We start from the raw sequence: 24,837 nt of genomic DNA on the forward strand, positions 1-24,837 counted from the left end.
CTCACCGCGGTCGGTACCGGCCGAACGCGTCGAGGAAGTCCTCGAGGTCCGCCACCACCCGGAGTTGCTCGAGCGCGTCGTTGGTCGCCGCCGCGGCGAGCCTGCGGGTGACGGGCGCGTCCAGCAGGTCCTCGAGACCGGCCGGTCCGGGTGACGGCGACGCCGGCAGGATCGGCTCACCACCCCACAGCGCCTCCTCCACGTCGAAGGACACCTCGTCGTCGTCCCCTCCGCCCCGGAGGACGGCGCCGAGTTGCTCGGGTCGCAGACCCCTGAGCTCGAACAACACCTCCGGCCGGGAGTCCCACCACTCGACCATGATGTAGGCGGCCGCCAGCACGTGTCGGCAGGGGCCGGGTTGCACCGGACAGTGGCAGGTGAACGCGGTTGCCCCGTGCACCGCGGGCAGGAGGAGGAACCCGACGGTGTCGGAGAAGTCCCCGGCCAGGGCGCCGAGCACGCCCCGTTCCTCCCGCCTGAGGGCGGTGCGCAGGGCGTCGGAGTCGGTGTCGTCAAGCGGGGCGAACGTGAACTCCACTGTGAAGGGTTCCGGTCTGCTCCCGTCGACGTCGATCCGGACCGACCGGCCCGAGTGGTGCAGGGAGAGGACCTTGTCCTTGCGGGCGTCCTGTCGGGCCATGTGGGCGTCACCCCGGGAGACCCCGGATTCGATGTCACTCGCCCAGCGTCTGCTCCACATGTGTGCGCCGAACTGCCCGGCCCGGGACCTCGCCCGGATGCCCGCTTCGCCGCTCACGGTTCGTCCCGCCCCACGTCGGTGAACTCGACGAGTGCCGCCAGGTCCGCGTCCGCGAGCTCGGTCAGCGCGCCTGCCAACGGTCCCAGCGTCAACTCCGCGAGGTCCCGCTTGGCTTCGAGGAGTTCGTCGATACGGTCCTCGACCGTGCCCGGTGCGACGAGCGTGCGCACCTGGACCACCCGGGTCTGGCCGATGCGGTGGACCCGGTCGGTGGCCTGGTTCTCCACCGCCGGGTTCCACCAGCGATCCAGGTGTACGACGTGGTTGGCCTCGGTGAGGGTCAGTCCGGTCCCTCCCGCGCGTAGCGACGCGAGCATCACCGGTGGGCCGTGCGATGCCTGGAACTCCTCGACCATCTGAGCCCGTCCGGCCGCGGTGACCCCGCCGTGCAGGAATGGCACGGCGGTGGCGGCCCGACGCTCGAGTAGGGGCAGGATCAGATCGCCGAACGCCCGGTACTGGGTGAACAGCAGCACCTTCTCCCCCGCGTCGAGGATCTCGGTGAGGACCTCGTCGAGTGCGGCGAGTTTGCCCGAACGGTGGCGGCCGCCGCGCAGGAGTGCGGACCCGTCCCCGAGGTAGTGGGCGGGGTGGTTGCACACCTGCTTCAGGGCTGTGAGCCCCGAGAGGATGGCGCCCTTGCGGGCGGCCCCCTCGGACTCCTTGACCTGTTCCATCATGTCCTCGACGACCGCCCGGTACAGGGTCGCCTGCTCACGGGTCAGGGGCGAATCGACCCTGATGTGTTGCTTGTCCGGGAGATCGGCGACCACGCGGGGGTCGGATTTGAGGCGGCGCAGCACGAACGGTGCGGCGAGTGCCCGGAGCCTCGATGCCGCGGCCTCGTCGCGGTGGGACTCGATGGGGATCGCGAACCGGGCACGGAAGGTGCTGGCCGAACCCAACATCCCCGGATTGGCGAAGTCCAGGACGGCGCGGAGCTCGTCCAACCGGTTCTCCACCGGTGTCCCGGTCAGCGCGATCCGGTGCTCCGCCGGGATCGAGACGACGGCGCGCGCGACCGAGGTGGAGGGGTTCTTGATGGTCTGGGCCTCGTCGGCGACCAGCCGCCGCCAGGCCACCCGGGCGAGGAGTTCCGCGTCCCGGGACGCCGTCCCGTAGGAGGTCAGCACGAGGTCGGCGGCTCCGAGTAGTGTGGCCGCGTCGTCACCCCGTTCGCGGGCCGGTCCGTGATGGACGTGGATCCGCAGCTCCGGGGCGAACGTCGCCGACTCCCGGGCCCAGGTGGCCACCAGGGTGAGCGGCGCCACGACGAGAGTGGGGCCGGTCCGGCCCGCCGCGTGCTCGGACGCGGTGAGCGCGAGCACCTGCATGGTCTTTCCGAGCCCCATGTCATCGGCCAGCACGGCGCCGACATCGGCGCTGGACAGCGCGGTCAACCACCGCACCCCCTCCAGTTGGTACGGACGGAGCGTGGCGCGGAACCAGGGTGGGAGGTCGACCGGGATCGACGACGACGAGGGGATCCAGTCGATGGTCGTGGGCGCCTCCACCTCGACGCCCTCGCCTTCCTCGGACATCAGGGCGGCGACCAGTGCGGGTGCCGTGACCCGCCCCCCGCGCCGCGCGGCGAGGAAGCGGGCCGCCCGACGCAGTGCACCGGGGTCCGCCCGGACCCATTGTCCGCGGAGCCTGACCAGATCGGACGCGGCGTCGAGGAGCATCTGGGCCTCGGCGGGGTCGAGGGGGACGTCGTCGACGACCATCTCCCAGTTCACGTCCGCCAGCTGATCGAGCCCGAGCCGGCGACCCGAGTCGACGTTCTCGGTGCCCGGCTCCGTGACCGCGACCCGGACGGCGGTCCGCACCCTGGTCCAGGCTCGCGGCAGGAGGATCTCGACTCCTCTCCCCCGTAGTGCCTCCACCCCCTCGTCGACCAACTGCACCACCAGGTCGGTGGGCATCATCAGGTCCGGACTGCCGGCGGTGTGGGTGGCACGCCCCAGCGGTGGCCACGACCGGACCGCCCGGTCGACGACGTCGCGCACCGCGTCACCCACGGCCGACGTATCGGGCAGCTCGGTGAAGGGCCGAAGGGAATCGTTGCCCGTGCGCACCAGCGTCTCCAGCCGCCACAGGATCTCCCCGGGCGCGGCGTGCCCGGCCCCGCCGTCGGAATCGCCCGGGCCCTCGTCGTCACCGCCGGTCGGCTCGACGATCCGGAACACCACCTCGACGTCCCGTGCCGCCGCCGCCCGTCCGAATTCGCCGATCGCTTCCGCCAACGCCTGGCCCCCGGACGTCACGCCCCCGCCCGTGATCAAGGCCGTGCCCAGGTCGCTCCGGCGATCGCCCGCCAGGGGCGCCAGGGCCATCCGCGCGTGCTGGTCCGCCAGGGCGGCGAGTAGTCGGTCGAGGTCCTCGCGGTTCGCCACCAGCCCGTGGCACCGGGACAGGCTCTCCGCTGCCCACGCCGACACCACGGGTGAGGCGGCGAGAGTCCATGACGCGTCCCATGCGCCCTCCGAACGGCCGAGGACGGGGACGACGTGCCCCGCACGCACGAAGGCGGCCACGCCCGACGAGAGCGCCGCGAGGGCCCGCAGCCCGGATCCGACCCAGTGGTCGGTGGCGTCGACCATCCCGCACAGATCCACCGCCGCGCCGACCGAGACCCGGATCCCCGGCACCGTCGCGGTCCGGACCCGGCCCTCGACCGGGGCACGAACCCCGATCCGGTGCGTCAGCGAGTAGCGCTCCAGGAACCGGATCACCTCCGGCGGGGCTCCGGCCCGGCCCACAGCCGTGACCTCGGCGGCGGGGGCGATCGATACCGGCCTACGCAATCCCGTCTCGCACCACAAGCCGACGACCCCGGACTGCCACACGGCGTGTAGTCGGGGTGCGGCGGTCGGGGTCACGTGCACATGTAAGCACGTGGGTCCGACAGCGGGCCGGCGTGCTCCCCTGAGAGGTACGGGCGAGGCCGCCGTCCACAGGCGCCCACCTGTCCACAGTCCCGCCCTGCCGCCCCCCTCGGCGGGCGGGAGCCGGCGACCCCCCGCGTCAGACTCGAGGCGTGAGCCATGATCCCCGTACCCGGAGGCACCTTGCTGGCCGAGTCGTGCCGCCGCCCGCACCCCGGGCGCTCGCCCTGGCCCTCGTCGTGCTCGGCGTGCTGGCCGCCGTGTGGTGGTCCGGCCAACCGCCCCGCTCCGTCCCGGGCAGCCCACCGCGGGACGCGGTGGAGGCACTGCTCGACGCGGTCGAGGTGGTGGAGTCGCGGAACCCCGCTCCCGGGTACGAGCGGGACTGCTCGGGCGCGTCAGGGTGCGTGTTCGGCCCGGCCTGGAGTGACACGACCGGGGCGCCGGGGGCCGGAAACGGGTGCTCCACCCGTCACGATGTCCTGGCCCGCGACCTCGTCGGCGGCACCAGGACACCCGGGGCACGGTGCGAGGTGTCTGGCGGAGTCCTGACCGATCCGTACACCGGCAGGCTCGTCGACGCGGGCACCACGGGGGTGCGCGGCATCCACGTCGACCACGTCTACCCGCTCTCGGCGGCGTGGGACCTGGGGGCGTGGTCGTGGCCGGCCGGGCGCCGTGCCGCGTTCGCCAACGACATCGACCGGAACCTGCTCGCCGTCACAGCGTCGGTCAACACCGGCAAGAGCGACTCGACCCCGGCGGACTGGCTACCCCCGGATCCCGGTCGACACTGCTTCTACGCCTCCCGGTACCTCACCGCGGCCGTCGCCTACGGCCTGCCGGTGACGAGGGCCGACCATGACGCTCTCGCCGGTGCGGTCCGGCGGTGCCCGACCGGCCCGTAGGGCCCGGCGTCAGTGGCGGTCCGGGCCCCCGCCGGAACGCCCGCGGAACCCGCCACCGCGGCGGTCGTCGTCACCGCGGCGGAAGCCCCCACGGTCGTCGCGCTTCTCGTCACGGCCGCCGCGCCGGTCACCACGGTCACCTCGGTCGCCACGGTCATCGCGACGGGGTCCGCCGCCACGCGGCTTGCCGCCCCTGTCGTCCCGGAACGACGACGGACGACCCGTCGGAGCGCCGGAGTCGGGGCGGATGTCGATCTCGGAACCCCCGACCCGGATTCCCTTCATCGAGTTGAGCTGGTCCGCGGGGAGATCCGCCGGCAGCTCGACGATCGAGTGGTCGAACCGGATCGAGATGCGTCCGATGTCACCGCCCCGGAGCCCGGCCTCGTTGGCCAGGGCGCCCATGATCGAGCCGGGCTTGACGTTGTTCCGCTTACCCACGGCGATCCGGTACTGCCCCATGTTCTTCCCCGACCGCGACGGACGCGGCCCGTCCGAGAAGTCGCGTGCCGGCCGCTCGCGACGGTCGTCCCGGCGCGGCGGGCGCTCGGGCTCCCGCATGAGGAAGTCGTCCGAGTTCCGCGACTGGGTCGCCAGAGCGGCGGCGATGTCGGACATCGAGACCGAGTGCTCGGAGGCGTACTCCTCCACCAGTCGGCGGAAGAGCGCGATGCTCGGGTCCTCGAGGCTCTCGGTGATCGACTGTGCGAACTTGGCCATCCGCATCTCGTTGACGTCGTCCACGCTCGGGAGCTGGATCTCGGTCAACGGTTGGCGGGTGGCCCGCTCGATCTGGGAGAGGAGCCGGCGCTCGCGCGGGGTGACGAAGAGCAGCGCCTCACCGCTCCTACCGGCGCGACCGGTCCGGCCGATCCGGTGGATGTAGGACTCGGTGTCGTGCGGGATGTCGTAGTTGACGACATGGCTGATCCGGGGGACGTCGAGACCCCGGGCGGCCACGTCGGTGGCGACGAGGATGTCCGTGCGACCGTCCTTCAGCGCCTCGATCGTGCGCTCACGCAGGTTCTGCGGGATGTCGCCGTTGATGGGCGCGGCGGAGAACCCCCGTGCACGGAGTCGCTCTGCCAGCTCCTCGGTGGCGGACTTCGTCCGGACGAACAGGATCATCGCGTCGAAGTCCTCGACCTCGAAGATCCTCGTCAGAGCGTCGAGCTTGTCCCGGTGGTTGACCAGGACGTAGCGCTGCGTGATGTTCGGCGCGGTCGACGTCTTCGACGCCACCTTCACCTCGGTCGGATTGGTGAGGTACTTCTGCGAGATCCGCCGGATGGCGGCGGGCATGGTCGCCGAGAACAGGGCCACCTGGGTCGTCTCCGGGGTGTCCGACAGGATCCGCTCGACGTCCTCCTGGAACCCCATCGCGAGCATCTCGTCGGCCTCGTCCAGGACGAGGTGCCGCAGACCCGACAGGTCCAACGTGCCCTTCTTCAGGTGGTCGATCACACGCCCCGGGGTGCCGACGATGATCTGCGCACCGCGCCGCAGCCCCGAGAGCTGGATGCCGTAGGCCTGCCCGCCGTAGATGGGCAAGACGTTCACCTGCGGCATGTTCGCCGAGTACGTGACACAGGCCTCGGCGACCTGGAGGGCGAGCTCTCGGGTCGGCGCCAGGATGAGGGCCTGGGGGCTCTTCACCGCCGGGTCGATCAGCGACAGGATGGGCAGCGCGAACGCGGCGGTCTTACCGGTGCCGGTCTGTGCCAGGCCGACCACGTCACGCCCCTCGAGGACCAGCGGGATCGTCGCGGCCTGGATGGCGGAGGGGACTTCGTAACCCACGTCCCTGACCGCCTGCGCGACCGCGGGGGCCAGCCCCATGTCGGCGAACGTCACCTCGGGCTCGTCCTCACCGCCGGCTGCAGGGGCGGCGGCGCCGGTGCGCGCGGGCGCGACCGTGTCCGCAGCGCCGTTGTCCGCGGCGCCATTGTTCGCGGCGCCATTGTTCGCGGCGCCGTTGTCCGCGGCGGAGGCTGGTTCGGGATTGCTGGCGTCGGTGTCGACCTCGTCGCCGGCGGTGGCGGTACGGTCCTCGTCGTTGTTCTCCATGAGGTTTTACATTCTACGGCGTCCGGGGGCTGTTGAGCGACACGGCTGCCGCAGGTCACTCCCCCGTGGTCACCGGGTTCGTGGCCTCACGGGTCTCCTCGGCGATGATCCACGGGATCGCGGCCCCCAATAGGAGCACACCGGACACCGCGAACCCCGCCTTGTAGCCCAGCAGGTCCACCACCAGCCCCACCACGACCGGTCCCAGGATCGCTCCGGAGTCGCTGGCCATCTGGAAGGTGGCGAGGACCTTGCCGCCTGCCCGGTCCGCGCCGATCACGTCCGCGACAGCGGCCTGTTGCGACGGGTTGAGGATCCCGGCGCCCATCCCGGCGATGACCGAGGCCGCCACGAGCAACGGCACGGTGTCACACCAGCCCAGGACGAGGGTGGTGACACCGGAGATCACCAGACCCAGGATCACCATCGGACGTCGCCCGTACCTGTCGGACAACCACCCGGCCGCGGAGACCACCGAGGCGGTCCCCACCGCGAACGACGCCAGCGCGGTGCCGGCGATACCGGCGCCGGCATCGAAGTTGGCCGCGGCGAACAGCGGGACGATGGCGACCCGCACACCGAACGAGGTCCACCCGTTGACGAAGCTGGAGATCAGCGCGGCACGGTACCCGCTGTGCCGTAGCGCCTCGGCGACCGGGAGGGGTTCCTGCTCGGGGGACCCGTCGTCGGGTGAGGGCCGTCGGCCCCCGCGGAGGAAGACCGCCACCACGCCGGTCGCCACCAGCAGCGTGCCGGCGTAGACGAAGAACGGGATGCGCATGCCGAAGCCCGCCAACAATCCGCCCAGAACCGGACCGCCGATATTGCCGATGAGGAACGCGGTCGCGTACAGGCCGGCGATCCGTCCCCGGGCGCCGGGCGGGGACAATCTGGTGAGCAGGGCCATCGCGGAGATCGTGAACATCGTCGACCCGAGACCGCCGAGACCGCGGAAGACCAGGAGCTGCCAGTAGTTCTGCGCCAGCCCGGTCGCCAACGTGGAGACCACCACGATGAGGAGACCGGACATGTAGACCCACCGCTCGCCGAGTTTGTCGACGAGGAACCCACCGGCCGGCGCGAACACCAACCTGAAGAACGCGAATGCGCTGACGATGACCGACGCCGCCGTGACCGACACGTCGAAGCTGCGGGCGAACTGCGGCAGCACCGGGGCGACCAGACCGTAGCCGATCGCCACGGCGAACGCGGCCGCGACGAGGACCCAGACGTCCGCGGGCAGGCGGGTCCGCGCAGACGGCGTCGGATGTCCGGTGAGCGCGCCCCTCACGCGGATCGGAGCACTCGGGCGAGCACGTCGGCACCGAAATGCAGTGCGTCCACCGGTACCCGCTCGTCCACGGCGTGGAAATGGCCGAAGACGTCGAACTCGTCGGGCACGCGCAGTGGGACGAACCCGTAGCCGTCGATCCCGAGCGGGGCCAGATGCTTGTTGTCCGTGCTGGCGGGCAACAGGTACGGCACGACCATGGCATCGGGGTCGGATTGCCTGACGGCCTCGCGGATCACCTCCACGAACGGGGCGTCGGCCGGTGCGGCGATCGGTGGTTCCCAGATCCACTCGACCGTCACGTCGGGGCCGAGCTCCTGCTCGATCTCGGCACGGAACGTGTCCTCACCTCCGGGGAGTACTCTGCAGTCGATCTCCGCGCGTGCCTCGGTGGGGATGACGTTGGTCTTGTACCCGGCGGACAGGACCGTCGGTGAGGCGGTGTGGGACAGCGAGGCGGAGACGAGGGGCCCGAAGTGCCCGAGGACCTCGAGCCGATCCGGCAGTTCGGCGACCTCGCCGCTTCCTCCGGCCAGCCGACCGACCGCCGCGGCCAGCGCGGTGTTTGCCTCGGTCGGCTGCACCGGAAAGTCGAGATCGGCCACGCGATGAACCGCCCCGGCGATCGCGGCGACGGCGTTGTCCCCGGTCGGGCGGGACGCGTGTGCGGCGGTCCCGTGTGCGGTCACCGTGGCCCAGGCGACGCCCTTCTCGGCGACGGCGATCGGGTAGAGGCGGCGGCCGTCGACCGGTACCGACCAGCCCCCGACCTCGCTGAGCGCCTGGGTCATGCCGTCGAAGATCTCGGGCCGCTCCCGGACCACCCACTTGGCACCCATGATCCCCGCGGCCTCCTCATCCGCGAAGAACGCGAGCAGCAGCGGCCGCCGGGGCACGATCCCCTCCCGGCGGTAGTGGCGGACCACCGCGAGCATCATGCCGATCATGTTCTTCATGTCGACGGTGCCTCGTCCGTAGAGCCAGCCGTCGCGGATCTCACCGGCGAACGGCGGGACGGTCCAGTCCTCGGCGACCGCGGGGACGACGTCGACGTGTCCGTGCACGACCAGTCCGCCCGCGTCCGGGTCGGCTCCCTCGACCCGGGCGAACAGGCTCCCTCGTCCGGGAACAGACTCCACGAGTTCGCTGGAGATGCCGACCTCGTCGAGGTACTCGGCGATCCGGCGGCACACCCTCGTCTCGCCGTCGCCGATCGTCGCGGGGTCACCGGTGTTGGTCGAGTCGATCGACACGAGGTCCGCCGTGATCGCGACGGCCTCGGCATGCATCCGCTCCCGCGCCTGCCCGGACATCTGCTGGGCGTCGGTCATCCGAAACACTTCCCTTCACCACGGTAGGTGGGCCAGCGATCCACCACGACGGGCCCGTCAGCAGTCTCGTCCACCACGTGGAGAGTGTCGAACCGCTCGCACAGTTCCCCCGCCTTCGCGTGACGCCACCATGCGCTCTCGCCGATGGCCACCTGCCCCCGCACGGGCGTCTGGACCTCTCCGGCCCCCTCCCGACCGAGGTATCGCAACCCCGCCGGGGCGGCGGGCACCGGGAGCCGGTCGCGCCCCGGGACGCCGGACGCGACGTATCCCCCGTACAGGAACGTGGTGAGACCACGGGCCGGCGTCCGCACGGCGGGCAGTGCGAACAGCAGCGCCGGCCGCGGGGTGAAGGTCCGATAGGCGTCGAACAGCCCCGGCACGTACAGTCCCGATCCCGCGGTGACCTCGGTGACGGCGGGCGCTCCGGCGCTCTCGGCGACGGACCCGGATCCCCCGGAGTTGATGATCTCCGGCGGTGTCCCGGTGATCGACTCGATCGTGGACGCCACCGCCGGTCGCACATCCCGCAGCCGCCGCATCGAGAGCCGTTTGACGACGCCGATCCCCGGTACGTCATCGGGCACCCCGGCCACCTGCGCCTCGTAGAACATCGCGCCCACCACGCGGAAGCCGGTGGCGACGGCCCGCCGTACCAGCGGCTCGACGTCGTCCGGTCCGCGTAGCGGGGAGCGGCGCACGCCCAGGTGGACGGGCCCGAGCCGGAGGGAGCAGTCGACGTCGATGCATACCCGCGCCCCGGACGCCCCCGCCTCCCGTGCGATCTCCAGCTGGCGCGGATGGTCGATCATGAGTGTCACGTACTCCAACGCCTGCGGATCCGATCCGAGGCGCCCCAGAGCCGAGCGGTCGACGGTGGGGTACCCCATCAGGACGTCGTCGCACCCCGACTCCACCAACCACAACGCCTCGGTGAGCGAGTAGGCCATGATCCCGTGGACGGAATCGTCGCCCCGCAGCCGGTCGCCGAGCACCTCCCGCAGCACGCCTCGGGATCTCACGGATTTGCTCGCGACCCGGATCCTGGTGCCCCCTGCCCGGCGGCGTAGATCGTCCACGTTCGCCCGCAGACTCGGCAGGTACAGAGCGGCGAGGGGCGCGTCGAGGCCCGCGGTCGCGACCCGGAGTGCGTCGACGACCACGGGGAGGCCGCCCGCCTCCGTGCTAGGCACCGTCGACCGGTCGCGCGTCCCGTACGACGAGGTCGACCGCCCGGTGGAGGAGGTCGTTGGCCTCGTCGTCGTTCCGGTAGATCTGCCACCGCAGGCTGATGCCGGTGATGATCGACAGGACGACGCGCACCATGTCGTCGAGGCCCATCGCCCACTGCACGTCGGCGGACTGCGCCGTGCGCTCGAGTACGGATCGCACGATGGCCTCGTTGGATTCCTGCTGGTCGCGGGCCAGGCCGACTTCGGGCAACCCGTGGGTCCTCAGCGAGTACGACACGATCTCGTAGGTGAGGAGCTGCCGGTCGGGCGATGCGGAGATCACCGCCCAGATCAGGTCGATCGCCTCGTACAGCCGTCGCCGCAGGCCCTCGGTGCCCCGGATCCCGGAATCGAAGTCGACGCTCACGAAGGCCCGGGCGGCCTGGTGGACCTCCGAGTTGACGGCGCCGATGACCTCGCGGAGAAGCTCTTCCTTATCCGTGTAGCAGTAGTGGACGACCCCCAGCGACACGCCCGCCCGTTCGGCCACGCCGCGGACGGTCACCGCACCCAGTCCGTCGTGTTCGGCGATCTCGAGGGCGGCCTGGAGGAGTTGCGCCCGGCGCTGATCGGCAGGAAGTCGTCTGGTCACCCGTCCATGGTACGACGACGAGGTGGACGTGCACACCGTTCACCGCACCCGCTCCCCCGGCGTGCCGGGCGTCCGCCCCCACTCCGGGTCGATGGTCCAGGACCGCCTCCCGCCCCGCCTCGCGCGGGTACCCTCTCCTGCCATGACGACCTCGGTGGCCCCCTGGCAGAACTGGGCCGGCAATGTCCTGGCCTCTCCCTCGGGCCGGTCGCTCCCGACGACCGTCGCCGAGGTGAGCGACGTGGTCACGCGGGCGGCCGAGCGCGGAACCAGGGTCAAGTGTGTCGGCGCGGGCCATTCCTTCACGCCGGCGGCCGCGACGGACGGCGTGCTCGTGTCGTTGGACGACCTCGCCGGTGTGGAATCGATCGTGCCGACCCGTGGTGCTGACGGTCGCGTCGACGGCGCGGACGTGACCGTCTGGGCGGGTACCCGGTTGCACCGACTGGGACCGCTGCTGTGGGAGCTCGGTCTGGCACAGCCGAACCTCGGGGACTTCGCCGAACAGTCCCTCGCCGGGGCGGTGTCGACCGGGACCCACGGCACGGGATGTGCGGCACCGGGCCTGCCCGCCACGGTCGTCGGCCTCCAGCTCGTCACCGCCGACGGTTCCGTTCTCACCTGTTCCCGCGAATCCGACCCCGAGGTGTTCGAGGCGGCCCGCCTCGGGATCGGCGCACTGGGGATCATCACCAAGATGACGGTCCGATGCGTCCCGGCCTTCGCACTGCAGGCCGAGGAGCGTCCGTGGACCCTGACCGCCGCACTGGCGGACCTGGAGGGTTTCGCACGTTCCGCGGACCACGCCGAGTTCTTCTGGTTCCCCCACACCGACGCGATCAACGTCAAACGCAACACCCGGTTGCCCGGGGACGCCGAGCTGCACCCGGTGGGACGCATCCGGGGTCTGATCGGCGACGAACTCCTCTCCAACGAGGTCTTCGACGTGGTGTGCCGGGCCGCGACCCGACGTCCGGCGCTGACCCCCCGGCTCAACCGGGTCGCCTCACGGGCTCTGTCCGCACGGGACTTCACCGACCGGAGCTACCGGGTCTTCGCCTCGCCGCGGCGGGTCCGCTTCCGGGAGATGGAGTACGCCGTGCCCGTCGCGGCGGCGGCCGGGGTGTTGCGCGACCTCCGCGACACCATCGACCGCTCCGGCATCGTCACCCCGTTCCCCGTGGAGGTGCGGTTCGCCGCCGCCGACGACGTGTGGATGTCCACGGCGTACGGGCGCGAGGTCTGCTACATCGCCGTGCACCAGTACCACCTGATGGATCACACCGAACTGTTCCGTCTCGCGGAAGGGATCTTCCTCGCCGCCGGCGGGCGACCGCACTGGGGAAAGATGCACACCCGCACCGCGGAGGACCTGTCCGCCATGGTGGACCGCTTCGACGACTTCGTGTCCGTCCGTGACCGTCTCGACCCGGAGCGTGTCTTCGGCAACGACTACACCGAGCGTGTGCTGCCCTGAGCCACCACCCCGCGCGCCTTACGTACGGTGGAGGTTCGAGCCCGGCCCGCCCCCGCGCCGCCTTGACCTCCAGGAGTGCCCAGTGCCCGATCGAGTGCCCGCTGAATCCGACGTCTCCGGCCCGGCCGCGGGGGTGATCACTGCCGCCCTGCGCCGGGCGATCCGGAGCCAGACCGGTGCCGCCCGCGCCTACGTACGCACACTCCGGGCCCATCACCCGGACGAGAGCCCGGCCCGGATCCGCGAGCGTCTCGACGCGCGGTTCCTGAACACCGTCACCGCGTCCGGTGCGGCCGTGGGTGCCACGGCCGCGGTGCCGGGTCTCGGAACCATCGTCGCCTTCGGCGCGATCGGCGCGGAGTCGCTGGTGTTCCTCGAGGCCGCCGCGTTCTACACGCTCGCCGTGGCCGAGGTCCACGGTGTGGACGTCCGCCACGACGAGCACGAGGAACTGCTGGTCATGACAGTCATGTTGGGTGCGTCCGGCACCGCCATCCTGGCCAACGCGGTCAGCTCGTCGGGAGGGGCGGCCACGGGCGGCTCGTTGGCCGGCCGTGCACTCCGGGTACCCGGGCTGAAGGAGATCAACCGTCGGATGATGACCCGCTTCGTCAGGAAGTTCGCCGTGAAGCGGGCAGGGCTCGCCGTGGGCAAACTGGCACCCGCGGGGCTCGGCGCCGCTGTGGGTGGATGGGGCAACCGGAAGCTGGGGCGGACGGTCGTGGAGACCGCTGATGCCGCGTTCGGCACGCCACCGGACTCGTGGCCCGCCACGTGAACCGGCCGTGACGGGCCGGGGGCATCCCCCTGTCAGGTGAGATCGAAGAGCCCGGCGCGGGCAGAAGGTCTAGCCTGGATCCATTGACGTGTGAAACCCACCACAGAACCAGAGAGGCACCAAGAGATCGTGAGCAACAACGTCTCACAGTTCGGACAGAACCAGTGGCTCGTAGACGAGATGTACGAGCGGTTCGCCAAGGACCCGTCCTCCGTGGACAAGTCCTGGCACGAGTTCTTCGACGCCAACCCGGAGGCCGCCTCCTCCTCCGGTGGTGACTCGACCAACGGCACCTCCCCCGGCAGCTCGGGCGGTAGATCCGGCAAGAGCAGCCGGCCCCGATCGGGAGGTGGGAGCAGCGGGGAATCGGTCACATCAGACAAGAAGCCGTCCGAGATCACCGTCGACGATTCCACCCCCGAGGCGTCCGCCAAGGACATCGCGGCGAAGCCCGCTGCCGACGCCTCGCCCAAGCGCAAGGCCCGCGGGGAAGGGGTGCCCGCCCCGGAGCACAAGTCGGAGACGCGGAAGAAGTCCGACACCGCGGCGACGAAGAAGCCGTCACGCCCGGAGTACGAGCCCCCCGCGGAGCAGGAGAGCAAGGTCATCCGGGGCGCGGCCAACGCGATCGTCAAGAACATGAACGCGTCGCTGTCCCTCCCCACCGCGACCTCGGTCCGCGCGGTCCCGGCGAAACTGATGGTCGACAACCGGGTGGTCATCAACAACCACCTCAAGCGCACCCACGGCGGGAAGATCTCCTTCACCCACCTCATCGGGTACGCCATGGTCCAGGCCGTCAAGGCCTACCCGAACCTGAACAACCACTACGAGGAGGTCGACGGCAAGCCGAACGTCGTCACCCCGAACGGGATCAACCTCGGTCTGGCGATCGACATGAAGACCAAGGCCGGCCGGTCCCTGGTCGTGGCCGCGATCCGCAACTGCGAGAAGCTCGACTTCCGCGGATTCCTCGACGCCTATGAGGACATCGTCGCCCGCGCCCGCGAGGGCAAGCTGACGATGGACGATTTCTCCGGCGTCACGATCTCGCTGACGAACCCCGGCGGTATCGGCACGGTGCACTCGGTCCCGCGCCTCACCGTGGGCCAGGGCGCCATTCTCGGCGTGGGCGCGATGGAGTACCCCGCCGAGTTCCAGGGCGCGAGCGACGAGCAGTTGGCCAACAACGCCATCGGAAAGATCACCACCCTCACCTCCACGTACGATCACCGGATCATCCAGGGCGCCGAATCCGGCGAGTTCCTGCGTGAGATCCACCGTCTGCTGATCGCGGACGAGTTCTACGACGAGATCTTCGACGTCCTCGGCATCCCCTACGAGCCGGTCCGGTGGCGTCAGGACATCACCGACCCGCGGGTGGACAAAGACGCACGCGTCCTCGAGCTGATCGCCGCCTACCGCGATCGCGGCCACCTCATGGCCGACATCGACCCGCTCGACGGGAAGCACGCCAAGCGGCGTCGCACGTTCCACCCGGACCTCGACGTCAACTCCCACGAGCTCACCCTGTGGGACCTCGACCGCAAGTTCTCCGTCGGCGGTTTCGTCGGCAAGGACAAGATGCGGTTGCGGGACGTACTGTCCGCCTTGCGCGCGGCCTACTGCCGCAAGATCGGTATCGAGTACACCCACATCCTCGAGAACGAGCAGCGCCAGTGGATCCAGGAGCGCCTCGAGGGGGTCGACGACAAGCCGACCGTCGCCGAGCAGAAGTACATCCTGTCCAAGGTGAACGCCGCGGAGGCCTTCGAGACGTTCCTGCAGACCAAGTACGTCGGCCAGAAGCGCTTCTCGCTCGAGGGCGCCGAGTCCGTCATCCCGATGATGGACGCGGTGATCGACGAGGCCGCCGAGTTCGGCCTCGACGAGGTCGTGATCGGCATGCCCCACCGCGGGCGGCTCAACGTGCTCGCCAACATCGTGGGCAAGCCCTACCGGCAGATCTTCACCGAGTTCGAGGGCAACATGGACCCCTCGGCCGCACACGGGTCGGGTGACGTCAAGTACCACCTCGGGGCCGAGGGCATCCAGTACCAGATGTTCGGCGAGAACGAGATCAAGGTGTCTCTCACCGCCAACCCGTCGCACCTCGAGGCCGTCGATCCGGTCCTGGAGGGAATCGTCCGCGCCAAGCAGGACCTCATCGAGGACCCGGAATGGCGCTCCGAGTACCCGGTCGTGCCGCTCATGCTGCACGGTGACGCGGCGTTCGCCGGACAGGGAGTGGTCGCGGAGACGCTCAACCTCTCCCAGATCGACGGTTACCGAACCGGCGGCACGATCCACATAGTCGTCAACAACCAGATCGGGTTCACCACGGCGCCCGAGGCCGGGCGCTCCAGCCAGTACTCCACGGACGTCGCCAAGATGATCGGCTCGCCGATCTTCCACGTGAACGGTGACGATCCCGAGGCCTGCGTGCGGGTCGCCCGGCTGGCGATGGACTTCCGCCAGCAGTTCAAGAAGGACGTCGTGATCGACCTCGTCTGCTACCGCCGTCGCGGTCACAACGAGGCCGACGACCCGTCGATGACGCAGCCGCGGATGTACGAGGTCATCGACGACAAGAAGAGCGTCCGTCAGTCCTACACCGAGGATCTGGTCGGTCGCGGCGACATCACCGAGAAGGAGGCGGAGAACGCTCTCCGCGACTTCCAGGGTCAGCTCGAGCGGGTCTTCAACGAGGTCCGCGAGCTCGAGAAGCACCCGGTGAAGGCATCCGAGTCGATCCTGCCCAACCAGCCGCTGCCCAAGCGCCTGGTGACGGCGGTGGACGAGTCGGTCGTCCACGCCATCGGCGACGCCTTCGGCAACCTGCCCGCGGACTTCCACATCCACTCACGGGTGAAGCCGGTCTACGAGGCGCGCCAGAAGATGGCCTACAACGGCAACATCGACTGGGCATTCGCCGAGTTGCTGGCGATCGGTTCCCTCGTCCTGGAGGGCCGGACCGTGCGTCTCGCAGGTCAGGACTCGCAACGCGGAACCTTCACGCAACGCCACGCCGTGGTGGTCGACAAGACCACGTCGGAGCCCTACTCGCCCCTGCAGAACCTCGAGGACGCCGAGGGCCGCTTCGAGGTGTGGAACTCCGCACTCACCGAGTACGCGGGCGTCGGATTCGAGTACGGCTACTCGGTCGGGGACCCGGAGGCACTGGTGCTGTGGGAGGCGCAGTTCGGTGACTTCGTCAACGGCGCGCAGACCATCATCGACGAGTACATCTCCTCCGGCGAGGCCAAGTGGGGTCAGAAGTCCTCCGTCACCCTTCTCCTGCCGCACGGGCACGAGGGGATGGGCCCGGACCACACGTCCGGCCGCATCGAGCGGTTCCTCCAGCTGTGTGCCGAGGGCTCGATGACCGTCGCGCAGCCGTCGACCCCGGCGAACTACTTCCACCTCATGCGTCGTCATGCCACCGACGGCATCAAGCGGCCGCAGGTGGTCTTCACGCCGAAGTCGATGCTGCGAAACAAGAAGGCCGTCAGCGCGATCTCGGACTTCACCAACGGCAAGTTCCGTTCGGTCCTCGACGACCCGACGTTCGCCGACGGTTCGAAGGACCCGGGCAAGGTCAAGACCATGCTGCTGGTGTCCGGCAAGCTCTACTACGAGCTCGCCGCCCGCCAGGAGAAGGAGGGCCGCGACGACATCGCGATCGTCCGGGTCGAACAGATCCACCCGGTGCCGCACCGCCGCCTGCGCGAGGCGTTGGACCACTACCCGAACCTCACCGAGGTCCGGTGGGTGCAGGAGGAGCCGGCGAACCAGGGAGCGTGGAGCTTCCTCGCCCTGGAGCTGCCCGAGCGCATCGACGACTTCCCGCCCCTCAAGCGGGTCTCGCGTCGCCCGATGGCCGCGACCTCGACGGGTCTGAGCAAGGTCCACGCCGTCGAGCAGAAGGCGCTGGTGGACCAGGCGTTCGAGTGACCGCCGAATCGGAGGACCGCGGACCTCGAGTGACCGCGTAGGAGGAAGGGCCCGACCACCAGGTCGGGCCCTTCCTCGTGTTCCACCCCTCGCGGAGGTCAGTAACCGTGCTCGTCCAACCAGTAGTTCGCCAAGGCGACGGGGGTCGCGGAACCGAATTCGACCCCCAGCAGGAGCTCGCGGACGTCCTCGGTGGTCAGCTCCCCGCTGATGCGGTTCACCAGGGCGAGCTGATCCTCCGAGAGCGAGCCCTTGCGGAACACGGGCACGAGGTGCTGGGCGAGGACTGCAGCTTCGTCGTCGTCCAACGCGACGATGTCCTCCGGATGGAGGACGGGGTCGGCCGACTGGACCAGACCCACCCCGATCTCCCCCTCCCGCAGGGCGTCGAACACCGCGCGGGGGTTGGGCCCCAGCGCCACGCGACGGCCGAAACCGCAGTCGTAGGTGGTACCGACGGATGTGGCGAGCTCCCGGTCCGCGAGCGCCTCCTCGCGTGCGCCGAGGGTGAACTCACCGCACCTCCCGGCCAGGTCGGACATCGTCCGCAGGCCTCGCGATTCCGAGGTGTGCCGGGTGACCGCGTACACGGGGGCGTCCTCGGCGGGCGCCGGATCCGCCGCGGTCACGCCCTCCGGGAGGGCGGCGATCATGGCGGTGTACACCTCATCGGCCTCGACCTCGGTGGAGTTCTCGTCGAACGTCCGGAGCAACTCACCGGTGAACCCGATCGTGAACGTCGCCTGCCCGGTCACCACGGACTCCACGACCTCGTCCTGGGTCCCGGACTGCGGGCGGGCGGTCACCCGCGACCCGGAGCGCACCAGGGCGTTGCCGTAGATGTGACCGACGATCTCGGCCTCGCCGAAGGACGCGGTCTCGACGACCACCACCGGATCGTCCCGGTGCGCGGGAACGATCGACGACTGCGCCTGGCAGCCGGACAGTGCCATCGCGCCGACCCCCGCGAGCACCATCGCGCACCGCCCCGCCCGATCCCCCGTCCGCAGCATCCGACCACGCCCTTCCTCACCCCGGCCGCGCCGGTCGGCGCGGATCACCTCGATAGACAGTCTCCCAGCCACGCCCGCCGGTCGTCACTCCGAGGGCCCGCACGGCGGATATTGTCAGGCGAGACGAGGAAAGGGGACCGGGTGCCCGCGATCCCACCACGACGGCCGTCGACAATCCGAGCAGATGCCACGCCACGAGGCCCGGCCGGGTCGGCGCACCACGCGACCGTGGACTGCGTCGTCTACATCGACGGTGTCGGTGAACGCGGCCGGGTCCCGCACCGGGAGGCGATCCGCCGCGTGCGCGACAGCGGTCGAGGCTTCGTCTGGATCAGCCTCGACGCCCCGGGGCACGACCAGATGGAGGCGCTGTCCCGGGACCTGGGGCTGCACGAGCTCATCACCGAGGACGCGACCAGTGGCCGGCAGCGTCCCAAGTTGGAGGCCTACGACGACGCTCTCGTGCTCAACATGTCGACCGTGCGGTACCTGGCCCACGAGACGGTCACGCAGGTCAGCGACATCGTGTCCACCGGCGAGCTGATGGTGGTCCTGGGCCGGGACTTCCTGGTGACCGTCCGTCACGGGGACCAGATCACCCCCACGGACCTCGTCGGCGCCCTCGGGTACTCCCCGGAACGGTTCGCGATCGGGCCGGCGGCGGTGATGCACGCCGTGGCGGACCGTGTCGTCGACAGCTACATCGAGGCCGCCGAGGGGATGGCCGCGGACATCGACGAACTCGAGTCGGCGCTCTTCACGCCGCGCACCCGGGTGGACATCGAACAGATCTACGTCCTCAAGCGGGAGCTACTCGAACTCAAACACGTCATCGGGCCGTTGACCACGCCCCTGCGACGCCTGTCGGTCGATCATCTCGACCTCGTCCCTGCCGAGGCCCGCCACTACTTCCGCGACGTCCAGGACCACCACGCACAGGCGGCAGCGGTGGTCGCGACCCTGGACGAGCAGAGTACCTCGCTCGTCAGCGCGGCGGCGGCGATCGTCGGGATCCAACAGAACACCGACATGCGCAAGATCTCCGCCTGGGTCGCCATCGCGGCCGTACCGACGATGATCGCGGGCGTCTACGGCATGAATTTCCGCCACATGCCGGAGCTCGAGGCGCGATACGGGTACTTCGTGGTGCTGGGGATCATGGTGGCGATGTGCGCCGGGCTCTTCCTGCTGTTTCGCCGGAACCGCTGGTTGTGATCAGCGGTTCAGCCCGGGGTTGACCGCCGAGCGCCCGGGATCGGTGACATCGATGCCTGCCTCCGCCCACGCCTCCTCCAGTTCCGCCGCGCCCTTCATCCGTACCCACGCCGCCTCCGTGTGGGTGACCGGAACGGCCCGGAACACGGTGACCGGCGCGGCGTCACCGGGCAACGGCACGTCCGGGATCTCCGGAGCCCGCAGGACGACCCCCGTGAACGACGCGCCCGGCCAGAGCGGCTCGCCCAGGTCGATCAGTGCTCCCTCCGACAGGACGAGGCCCTCCACCGCGGGTGCGGCCGCGAGCACCGCCAGCGCGCGGACCAGACCGTCCACCCCGCCACGCAGGATCAGACTCAGCTCCGCCCGCGGCGCGGTGGGGTCGGGAACGAGGGCCGAGGGGTCCCCCATCGGTTCGGCTGAGCACCCCAGCGAGACATACCGCACCACGCCGGACTCGATGTCCACGAACCGCAGGATCCTGATCGGTGACGCGCCGAGGAATGTCACCGACGCCTCCTGGGGCTCCGGGCCGTGGTGCTCGATCAGATGCGCCCGCACCGCGGAGAGCACGTCCGAGGAGCTCGTCGGATCGCCGGGCAGCACTACTTCAGCCCGAGGCGGGCGAGCTCGTCGCGCACCCGTTCCGCGTTGGCGGGCTCGCACAGGACGTCGTACCGTCCCGCGACGAGCTGCGAGGTGGACGCGAAGTCACGCTTGCCGCGGGTGGCCGCGTAGGACAGCGAGGCCGAGACGACACCGAACACCGACCCGCCCACCAGGCCCGTCAGGACGACTCCCCACATGGGCTGCGTGAAGATGCCGAGCAACAGGCCGATGAACAGCCCGAGCCAGGCGCCGGTGGCCAGGCCACCGAGCAGGACCTTGGGCCATGTGAGCCGGCCGGTCACCCGCTCGACCTGCATCAGGTCCACTCCCACGATCGTGACCTCGTGGACGGGGAACTCCTCGTCCGCGAGATGGTCGACCGCGGCCTGGGCCTGCGCGTAGGTGAGGTACGACCCGACCACCCAACCGGTCGGCGGCGTGGGCAGGCCCGGGGTCTGTCCACCCCGGGTCCTACCGCCTGCCGGATTCACGGGAGAGCTCATGATGTCCGTCCTTCCGGGTCCGTTCCCACGTCGGCCTGATCCGTCACGGTCATCCCGCCCGCACGACCCCGCGCGGACACGACCAGCGCCATCTTACGACTGGCCTCGTCGAGCATCTCGTCGCCGAACATCACCGCACCGCGAGCACCTCCCTCGACGGACGTCGACCGCGCGTAGGCCTCGAGGATGGCCTCGGCCTGGTCGAACTCCTCCTGGCGGGGGCTGAACACCTCGTTGCCCGCGTCGACCTGCGCCGGGTGCAACACCCACTTGCCGTCGAAGCCGAGTGCTGCGGTGCGGGCGGCCGCCCGGCGGAACCCCTCCACGTCCCGCACCTTGAGGAAGGGCCCGTCGATCGCCTGGAGGCCGTGGGCGCGGGCGGCGACGAGGATGGTCATGAGTACGTGGTGGTAGGCGTCACCCGGGGCGTAACCCTCCGGTTGCTCCCCGACCGTGAGGGTGCGCATCCCGACGGAGGCCATGAAATCGGCCGGACCGAACACCAGCGTCAGGACACGGGGACTGGCCGTGGCGATCTGATCGATGTTGGTCAACCCCAGGGCGTCCTCGATCTGGGGTTCGATGCCGATGTGCCCGACCGGTAGTCCCGCCGCCTTCTCGACCTGGGTCAGCACCAGGTCGAGGGCGACGACCTCCGCCGCGGAGCGCGCCTTCGGCAGCAACAGTGCGTCGACGCGGGCACCCGCGCGACCGACTATCTCGGTGACGTCCCGCACCGTGTACTCGGTGTCCCACGCGTTGACGCGCACCACGACCGTGGGCGCGGCGAAGTCCCCGCCGTTCAGGGCGGCCACCACGTTCTGGCGGGCCTCCTCCTTGGCGGGACCCGCCACCGCGTCCTCGAGATCCAGGAAGACCTCGTCCACCGGCAGTCCCCTGGCCTTGTCGATCATCTTGACACTGCTGCCGGGCACGGCCAGTACCGTGCGCCGGGGACGGGCACGGAGTTCGGAGAGCGCCGCGGCGGCGTCCTCCGATGGCGCGGGTGTCGCGTGGGGGGCTGCGGTCATCGTGAGTGGCACTCCCTTACGTCCGATATGGCGGGCGGGCGCCGCCCGTGGGTGACTAGCCTGGTCGACATGGCGAACCTCAACAAGGCCTTCGTCGCCAGGCTAGCCGGACTCCCGGTGATCGGCCCTGACGGGGACGACATCGGACGGATCCGGGACGTCGTGGTGACGATGCGGTCGCGGCACAAGCCCCCCCGGGTGATCGGACTCGTGGTCGAGCTGCCCACGCGTCGCAGGATATTCGTGCCGATGCTCAGGGTCGCCTCGATCGACCCCCGGTCCGTCTCCCTGGTCTCGGGAACCATCAATCTGCACCGGTTCCAGTCCCGACCCGGGGAGAACCTCGTGCTGGGAGCGTTGGTCGACTCCGTGATCGGAGTCGAGCGGGACCAGCTCGGTTCGGAGAAGTCGGGCGGTGTCCAGAAGGACATCCGTTACCAGGTGGTCGACGTGGAGATCGAGCGTCAGCGCTCGAGGGACTGGCTCGTCTCCCGACTCGCCGTACGCGCACGACGCGGGCGCGCCTCGCTCGGCCGCCGCGGCGAGGTGTCGATCCATCCGTGGAGCCGGATCCGAGGACTCGACGACGACGCGATCGGCACCCCGGAACACAGTGCCGAGAGCCTGGTCGAGCACTACGCCGACATGCGCCCGGCCGACGTCGCGAACGCCCTGCGGGAACTGCCGGAGGTCCGTCGGCTGGAGGTCGCCAGGACACTGGACGACGAGCGATTGGCCGACATCCTGCAGGAACTGCCCCACGACGAGCAGACCGAGATCGTCACCCGGCTCGAGCTGGAGCGCGCGGCGGACGTGCTCGAGGCGATGGACCCCGACGACGTGGCCGATCTGCTCGGCGAGTTGCCGGAGCAGGACGCCGAGTCATTCTTGGAACGCATGAACCCCGAGGACTCGGCTCCCGTCCGGCGTCTGCTCACGTTCGACGCGGACACCGCGGGCGGGCTCATGACCCCCGAGCCGATCATCCTGTCTCCGCAGACGACGGTGGCCGAGGCCCTCGCCCACTGCCGCAACCCCGACCTCAGCCCGGCCCTGGCCAGCCTCGTCTTCGTCGTGAGGCCCCCCACCGCGACACCGACGGGCAAGTACCTCGGATGCGTCCACATCCAGGCGCTGTTGCGGGAGCTGCCGTCGATGATGGTGGCCGAGACCGTCGACACCAGCCTGTCCACGCTGCGCCCGTCCGACTCGACGGACGCCGTGACCAGGTTCTTCGCCACCTACAATCTCGTGTGCGGGCCGGTGGTCGACGACGAGGGACACCTGCTCGGCGCGGTGGCGGTCGACGATCTGCTAGACCATGTCCTCCCGGACGACTGGCGGGACATGGACCTGCACGACGACAGGGAGGCGACCCGATGAGCGAGCCCACCGTGCGGTCCTCGCTCTCGATGCCGGTGACCTCGCGCAGACCGAGGATCAGCTTCGACGCAGACGCGGTCGGCCGCTACAGCGAGTCCGTCGCGCGGTTCTTCGGGACCGGCACATATCTGCTGATCCAGACGATCATCGTGATCGTCTGGATCATCATCAACGTCGCGGTGGTCGCCCTGCGCTTCGACCCGTATCCCTTCATCCTGCTCAACCTCGCGTTCTCGACGCAGGCCGCCTACGCCGCTCCGCTGATCCTGCTCGCACAGAACCGGCAGGAGGACCGCGACAAGGAGTCCGTCAGGGAGGATCGCCTCCGCGCCACGCAGACCAAGGCGGACACCGAGTTCCTCGCCCGGGAACTCGCCTCGGTCCGGCTCTCCGTCGGTGAGACGGTCACCCGCGACTACCTCCGGCGGGAGCTCGACGACCTCCGTGATTCCGTCGAGCGGATCGAGACCCTCCTCTCCGGCCTCGAACCCGGGACGTGTAACGCCGATCACAACAAAACCGATTCAGACGTCAAGGGCCGGGGGTAGCCTCGGCCGGGACGGAACGTCGTGGGGCGCAGCACGTTCGCTGGGCCGACCGGGAAGTCGTAGGGGGAAGTCTTGCGCCGTTTTGCGCACAACGCCGATCGCCGGGTTCTGACCAGTGCCGCCGTTACCGCCAGCGCGATCGCTGTGCTGTCGGCCGTGGGACTGAACATGGACACCAGTCGCCCCGCGCCGCCGGACATCACTCCGCTGGCCGAGTACGCGCCCAGCACGCCGACGGTGACCGAGGCTCCCGCCACCTCCCGCACCACAGAGCCGTCCCCGGAGGAGGAACCGGCCGCACCGGAGGACCCCGGCGCCGCCCACATCGAGCCGGCGACCATCCCGGACGGGCCGCTGGGCATCCCCGGCATCGCCCTCGACGCCTATCACCGCGCCGCGGACCGCCTCGATGCGGAGAAGCCCGCCTGCGAGATGGACTGGACTCTCCTGGCCGGTATCGGCCAGGTCGAGTCCAACCAGGGACGTGGTCGGTTCGACGTCCACGGCAACACCATCGGCCGCATCCTGGGCCCCCGCCTCGATGGGAGCCTTCCGGGAACCGCCGTCATCACCGACACGGACGGGGGCCGGTTCGACGGCGATGCGGAGTTCGACCGCGCGGTGGGCCCCGTGCAGTTCATTCCCTCGACCTGGGCCGGTCTCGGTCGCGACGCCAACGACGACGGGGTGGCCGATCCGAACAACATCTACGACGGCGCGCTGTCGGCGGCGTCCCTCCTGTGTGGGCAGGGGGGATCGATGGCCGATCCCGCCGCCCGCACCCGGGCGGTCCTGGCCTACAACAACTCGCTGGCCTATGTCGCCAACGTGAACGCCTGGGCCCACGGCTATGCGGTCAACGCCGTCCCGCTGCCGTCGGACCTGCCGGAGATCCACCAGCCCGAACCCACCATCGAACCCCCGGAGCCGCCCGAGCGATGCCCCGAGGGGTGGGAGGGCGAGCCCACCGAGGCAGCCGAGCCCGTTGCTCCGGGTGAGCCCGAGGCCCCGGTGCCCGGTTGCACGGAGGTCGAGCCCCCGACGACTCCGGCCCCGCCCGCGCCCAGCGCCTCCCCTTCGCCGTCGGCGACGCCGACTCCGGCGCCGTCGCCCGAACGCCCGGCGCCTCCGGCGGTGGCGCCCCCGGCTCCCGCGTTACCGGGTTTGCCCGTGATCGAGTTGCCCTGCATACCTCCGTTCTGCGTGCCGCCGCCGCCTGCCTGAATCGTCACCCGGTGCCGTGACGCCTAGACTCGG

At 70.3% G+C, this 24,837-nt stretch carries 19 protein-coding genes; 8 read left to right on the plus strand and 11 right to left on the minus strand.

Annotated elements, in window-relative coordinates; translation table 11 throughout:
* Position 1: 1 nt before the first annotated feature.
* Together G6R20_RS07155 and G6R20_RS07160 are read right to left on the minus strand one after the other, a co-directional pair.
* On the minus strand, positions 2-757 hold the full coding sequence (locus G6R20_RS07155) for a hypothetical protein (RefSeq protein ID WP_096905244.1): 756 nt from the start codon (positions 755-757) through the stop codon (positions 2-4).
* Positions 754-3,642, minus strand: a complete 2,889-nt coding sequence (locus G6R20_RS07160; protein ID WP_240341315.1) for a DEAD/DEAH box helicase — start codon at positions 3,640-3,642, stop codon at positions 754-756. Before G6R20_RS07160 ends, G6R20_RS07155 begins: the two co-directional genes overlap by 4 nt.
* A 158-nt stretch (positions 3,643-3,800) precedes the next feature.
* Between G6R20_RS07160 and G6R20_RS07165 the strand changes: the two genes are divergently transcribed.
* Positions 3,801-4,556 carry an HNH endonuclease family protein gene (locus G6R20_RS07165; RefSeq protein WP_173674748.1) on the plus strand — a complete coding sequence of 252 codons (756 nt, stop codon included), beginning with the start codon at positions 3,801-3,803 and terminating at the stop codon, positions 4,554-4,556.
* Between the two features lie 9 nt (positions 4,557-4,565).
* Here the strand turns inward: G6R20_RS07165 and G6R20_RS07170 are convergent, their stop codons facing one another.
* From G6R20_RS07170 to G6R20_RS07190, 5 genes are read right to left on the minus strand one after another with little or no spacing between them, the layout of a single operon-like run.
* Positions 4,566-6,623 carry a DEAD/DEAH box helicase gene (locus G6R20_RS07170; RefSeq protein WP_163375946.1) on the minus strand — a complete coding sequence of 686 codons (2,058 nt, stop codon included), beginning with the start codon at positions 6,621-6,623 and terminating at the stop codon, positions 4,566-4,568.
* A gap of 55 nt (positions 6,624-6,678) precedes the next feature.
* A complete protein-coding gene (locus tag G6R20_RS07175) occupies positions 6,679-7,914 on the minus strand; it encodes an MFS transporter (RefSeq protein WP_067718383.1) in 1,236 nt (411 codons plus the stop codon).
* Complete coding sequence (locus G6R20_RS07180; protein WP_120283623.1) at positions 7,911-9,245, minus strand: M20/M25/M40 family metallo-hydrolase; 1,335 nt, start codon at positions 9,243-9,245, stop codon at positions 7,911-7,913. The genes G6R20_RS07175 and G6R20_RS07180 overlap by 4 nt, the downstream gene beginning before the upstream one ends.
* Positions 9,242-10,438, minus strand: coding sequence for an amino acid deaminase/aldolase (locus G6R20_RS07185; RefSeq protein ID WP_163375947.1), 1,197 nt, complete (start codon positions 10,436-10,438; stop codon positions 9,242-9,244). The genes G6R20_RS07180 and G6R20_RS07185 overlap by 4 nt, the downstream gene beginning before the upstream one ends.
* Positions 10,431-11,069 (minus strand): TetR family transcriptional regulator, encoded by a 639-nt coding sequence (locus G6R20_RS07190; RefSeq protein WP_067718391.1) that lies wholly within the window; start codon positions 11,067-11,069, stop codon positions 10,431-10,433. The genes G6R20_RS07185 and G6R20_RS07190 overlap by 8 nt, the downstream gene beginning before the upstream one ends.
* Positions 11,070-11,211: 142 nt before the next feature.
* On the opposite strand from G6R20_RS07190, the gene G6R20_RS07195 reads away from it, so the two are divergent.
* The 3 genes from G6R20_RS07195 to G6R20_RS07205 all read left to right on the plus strand — a co-directional run bounded on the left by G6R20_RS07195 (position 11,212) and on the right by G6R20_RS07205 (position 17,278).
* Positions 11,212-12,546, plus strand: a complete 1,335-nt coding sequence (locus G6R20_RS07195) for a D-arabinono-1,4-lactone oxidase (RefSeq protein WP_069389882.1) — start codon at positions 11,212-11,214, stop codon at positions 12,544-12,546.
* A gap of 82 nt (positions 12,547-12,628) precedes the next feature.
* Positions 12,629-13,324: a hypothetical protein gene (locus G6R20_RS07200; protein WP_067718393.1), complete on the plus strand. Its 696-nt coding sequence runs from the start codon at positions 12,629-12,631 to the stop codon at positions 13,322-13,324.
* Positions 13,325-13,453: 129 nt separating this feature from the next.
* Positions 13,454-17,278 (plus strand): multifunctional oxoglutarate decarboxylase/oxoglutarate dehydrogenase thiamine pyrophosphate-binding subunit/dihydrolipoyllysine-residue succinyltransferase subunit, encoded by a 3,825-nt coding sequence (locus G6R20_RS07205; RefSeq protein WP_181694252.1) that lies wholly within the window; start codon positions 13,454-13,456, stop codon positions 17,276-17,278.
* 98 nt (positions 17,279-17,376) lie between these two features.
* On the opposite strand, the gene G6R20_RS07210 is transcribed toward G6R20_RS07205, so the two are convergent.
* On the minus strand, positions 17,377-18,363 hold the full coding sequence (locus tag G6R20_RS07210) for a glycine betaine ABC transporter substrate-binding protein (protein ID WP_240341316.1): 987 nt from the start codon (positions 18,361-18,363) through the stop codon (positions 17,377-17,379).
* A gap of 156 nt (positions 18,364-18,519) precedes the next feature.
* On the opposite strand from G6R20_RS07210, the gene G6R20_RS07215 reads away from it, so the two are divergent.
* Positions 18,520-19,506: a magnesium and cobalt transport protein CorA gene (locus tag G6R20_RS07215; RefSeq protein ID WP_119191782.1), complete on the plus strand. Its 987-nt coding sequence runs from the start codon at positions 18,520-18,522 to the stop codon at positions 19,504-19,506.
* Here G6R20_RS07215 and G6R20_RS07220 read toward each other — a convergent pair whose 3' ends face one another.
* From G6R20_RS07220 to G6R20_RS07230, 3 genes are read right to left on the minus strand one after another with little or no spacing between them, the layout of a single operon-like run.
* Positions 19,507-20,079 carry a suppressor of fused domain protein gene (locus G6R20_RS07220; RefSeq protein ID WP_096907204.1) on the minus strand — a complete coding sequence of 191 codons (573 nt, stop codon included), beginning with the start codon at positions 20,077-20,079 and terminating at the stop codon, positions 19,507-19,509. It abuts the gene before it with no gap.
* Positions 20,080-20,111: 32 nt separating this feature from the next.
* Positions 20,112-20,618: a general stress protein gene (locus G6R20_RS07225; protein WP_181694251.1), complete on the minus strand. Its 507-nt coding sequence runs from the start codon at positions 20,616-20,618 to the stop codon at positions 20,112-20,114.
* Positions 20,615-21,649, minus strand: a complete 1,035-nt coding sequence (locus G6R20_RS07230; RefSeq protein ID WP_163375948.1) for a CoA ester lyase — start codon at positions 21,647-21,649, stop codon at positions 20,615-20,617. Before G6R20_RS07230 ends, G6R20_RS07225 begins: the two co-directional genes overlap by 4 nt.
* 69 nt (positions 21,650-21,718) lie before the next feature.
* Here G6R20_RS07230 and G6R20_RS07235 point away from each other — a divergent pair, with 69 nt between their 5' ends.
* The 3 genes from G6R20_RS07235 (at position 21,719) to G6R20_RS07245 (ending at position 24,804) form a co-directional block, all read left to right on the plus strand.
* Positions 21,719-23,032, plus strand: coding sequence for a CBS domain-containing protein (locus G6R20_RS07235; protein WP_120283632.1), 1,314 nt, complete (start codon positions 21,719-21,721; stop codon positions 23,030-23,032).
* Positions 23,029-23,580: a DUF1003 domain-containing protein gene (locus G6R20_RS07240; protein ID WP_067718401.1), complete on the plus strand. Its 552-nt coding sequence runs from the start codon at positions 23,029-23,031 to the stop codon at positions 23,578-23,580. Before G6R20_RS07235 ends, G6R20_RS07240 begins: the two co-directional genes overlap by 4 nt.
* Before the next feature lie 168 nt (positions 23,581-23,748).
* Positions 23,749-24,804: a hypothetical protein gene (locus tag G6R20_RS07245; protein WP_240341317.1), complete on the plus strand. Its 1,056-nt coding sequence runs from the start codon at positions 23,749-23,751 to the stop codon at positions 24,802-24,804.
* Positions 24,805-24,837: the final 33 nt, after the last annotated feature.

Origin of the sequence: Dietzia sp. Alg238-R159, assembly GCF_900537145.1 — a bacterium.
Taxonomy (GTDB): Bacteria; Actinomycetota; Actinomycetes; order Mycobacteriales; family Mycobacteriaceae; genus Dietzia; species Dietzia kunjamensis.

Coding starts and splice junctions, on each gene's coding strand:
- G6R20_RS07170 (WP_163375946.1), bottom strand. CDS start 6,623: ATGGAGAACAACGACGAGGACCGTACCGCCACCGCCGGCGACGAGGTC.
- G6R20_RS07180 (WP_120283623.1), bottom strand. CDS start 9,245: ATGACCGACGCCCAGCAGATGTCCGGGCAGGCGCGGGAGCGGATGCAT.
- G6R20_RS07195 (WP_069389882.1), top strand. CDS start 11,212: ATGACGACCTCGGTGGCCCCCTGGCAGAACTGGGCCGGCAATGTCCTG.
- G6R20_RS07225 (WP_181694251.1), bottom strand. CDS start 20,618: ATGAGCTCTCCCGTGAATCCGGCAGGCGGTAGGACCCGGGGTGGACAG.
- G6R20_RS07230 (WP_163375948.1), bottom strand. CDS start 21,649: ATGACCGCAGCCCCCCACGCGACACCCGCGCCATCGGAGGACGCCGCC.
- G6R20_RS07235 (WP_120283632.1), top strand. CDS start 21,719: ATGGCGAACCTCAACAAGGCCTTCGTCGCCAGGCTAGCCGGACTCCCG.
- G6R20_RS07240 (WP_067718401.1), top strand. CDS start 23,029: ATGAGCGAGCCCACCGTGCGGTCCTCGCTCTCGATGCCGGTGACCTCG.
- G6R20_RS07245 (WP_240341317.1), top strand. CDS start 23,749: ATGGACACCAGTCGCCCCGCGCCGCCGGACATCACTCCGCTGGCCGAG.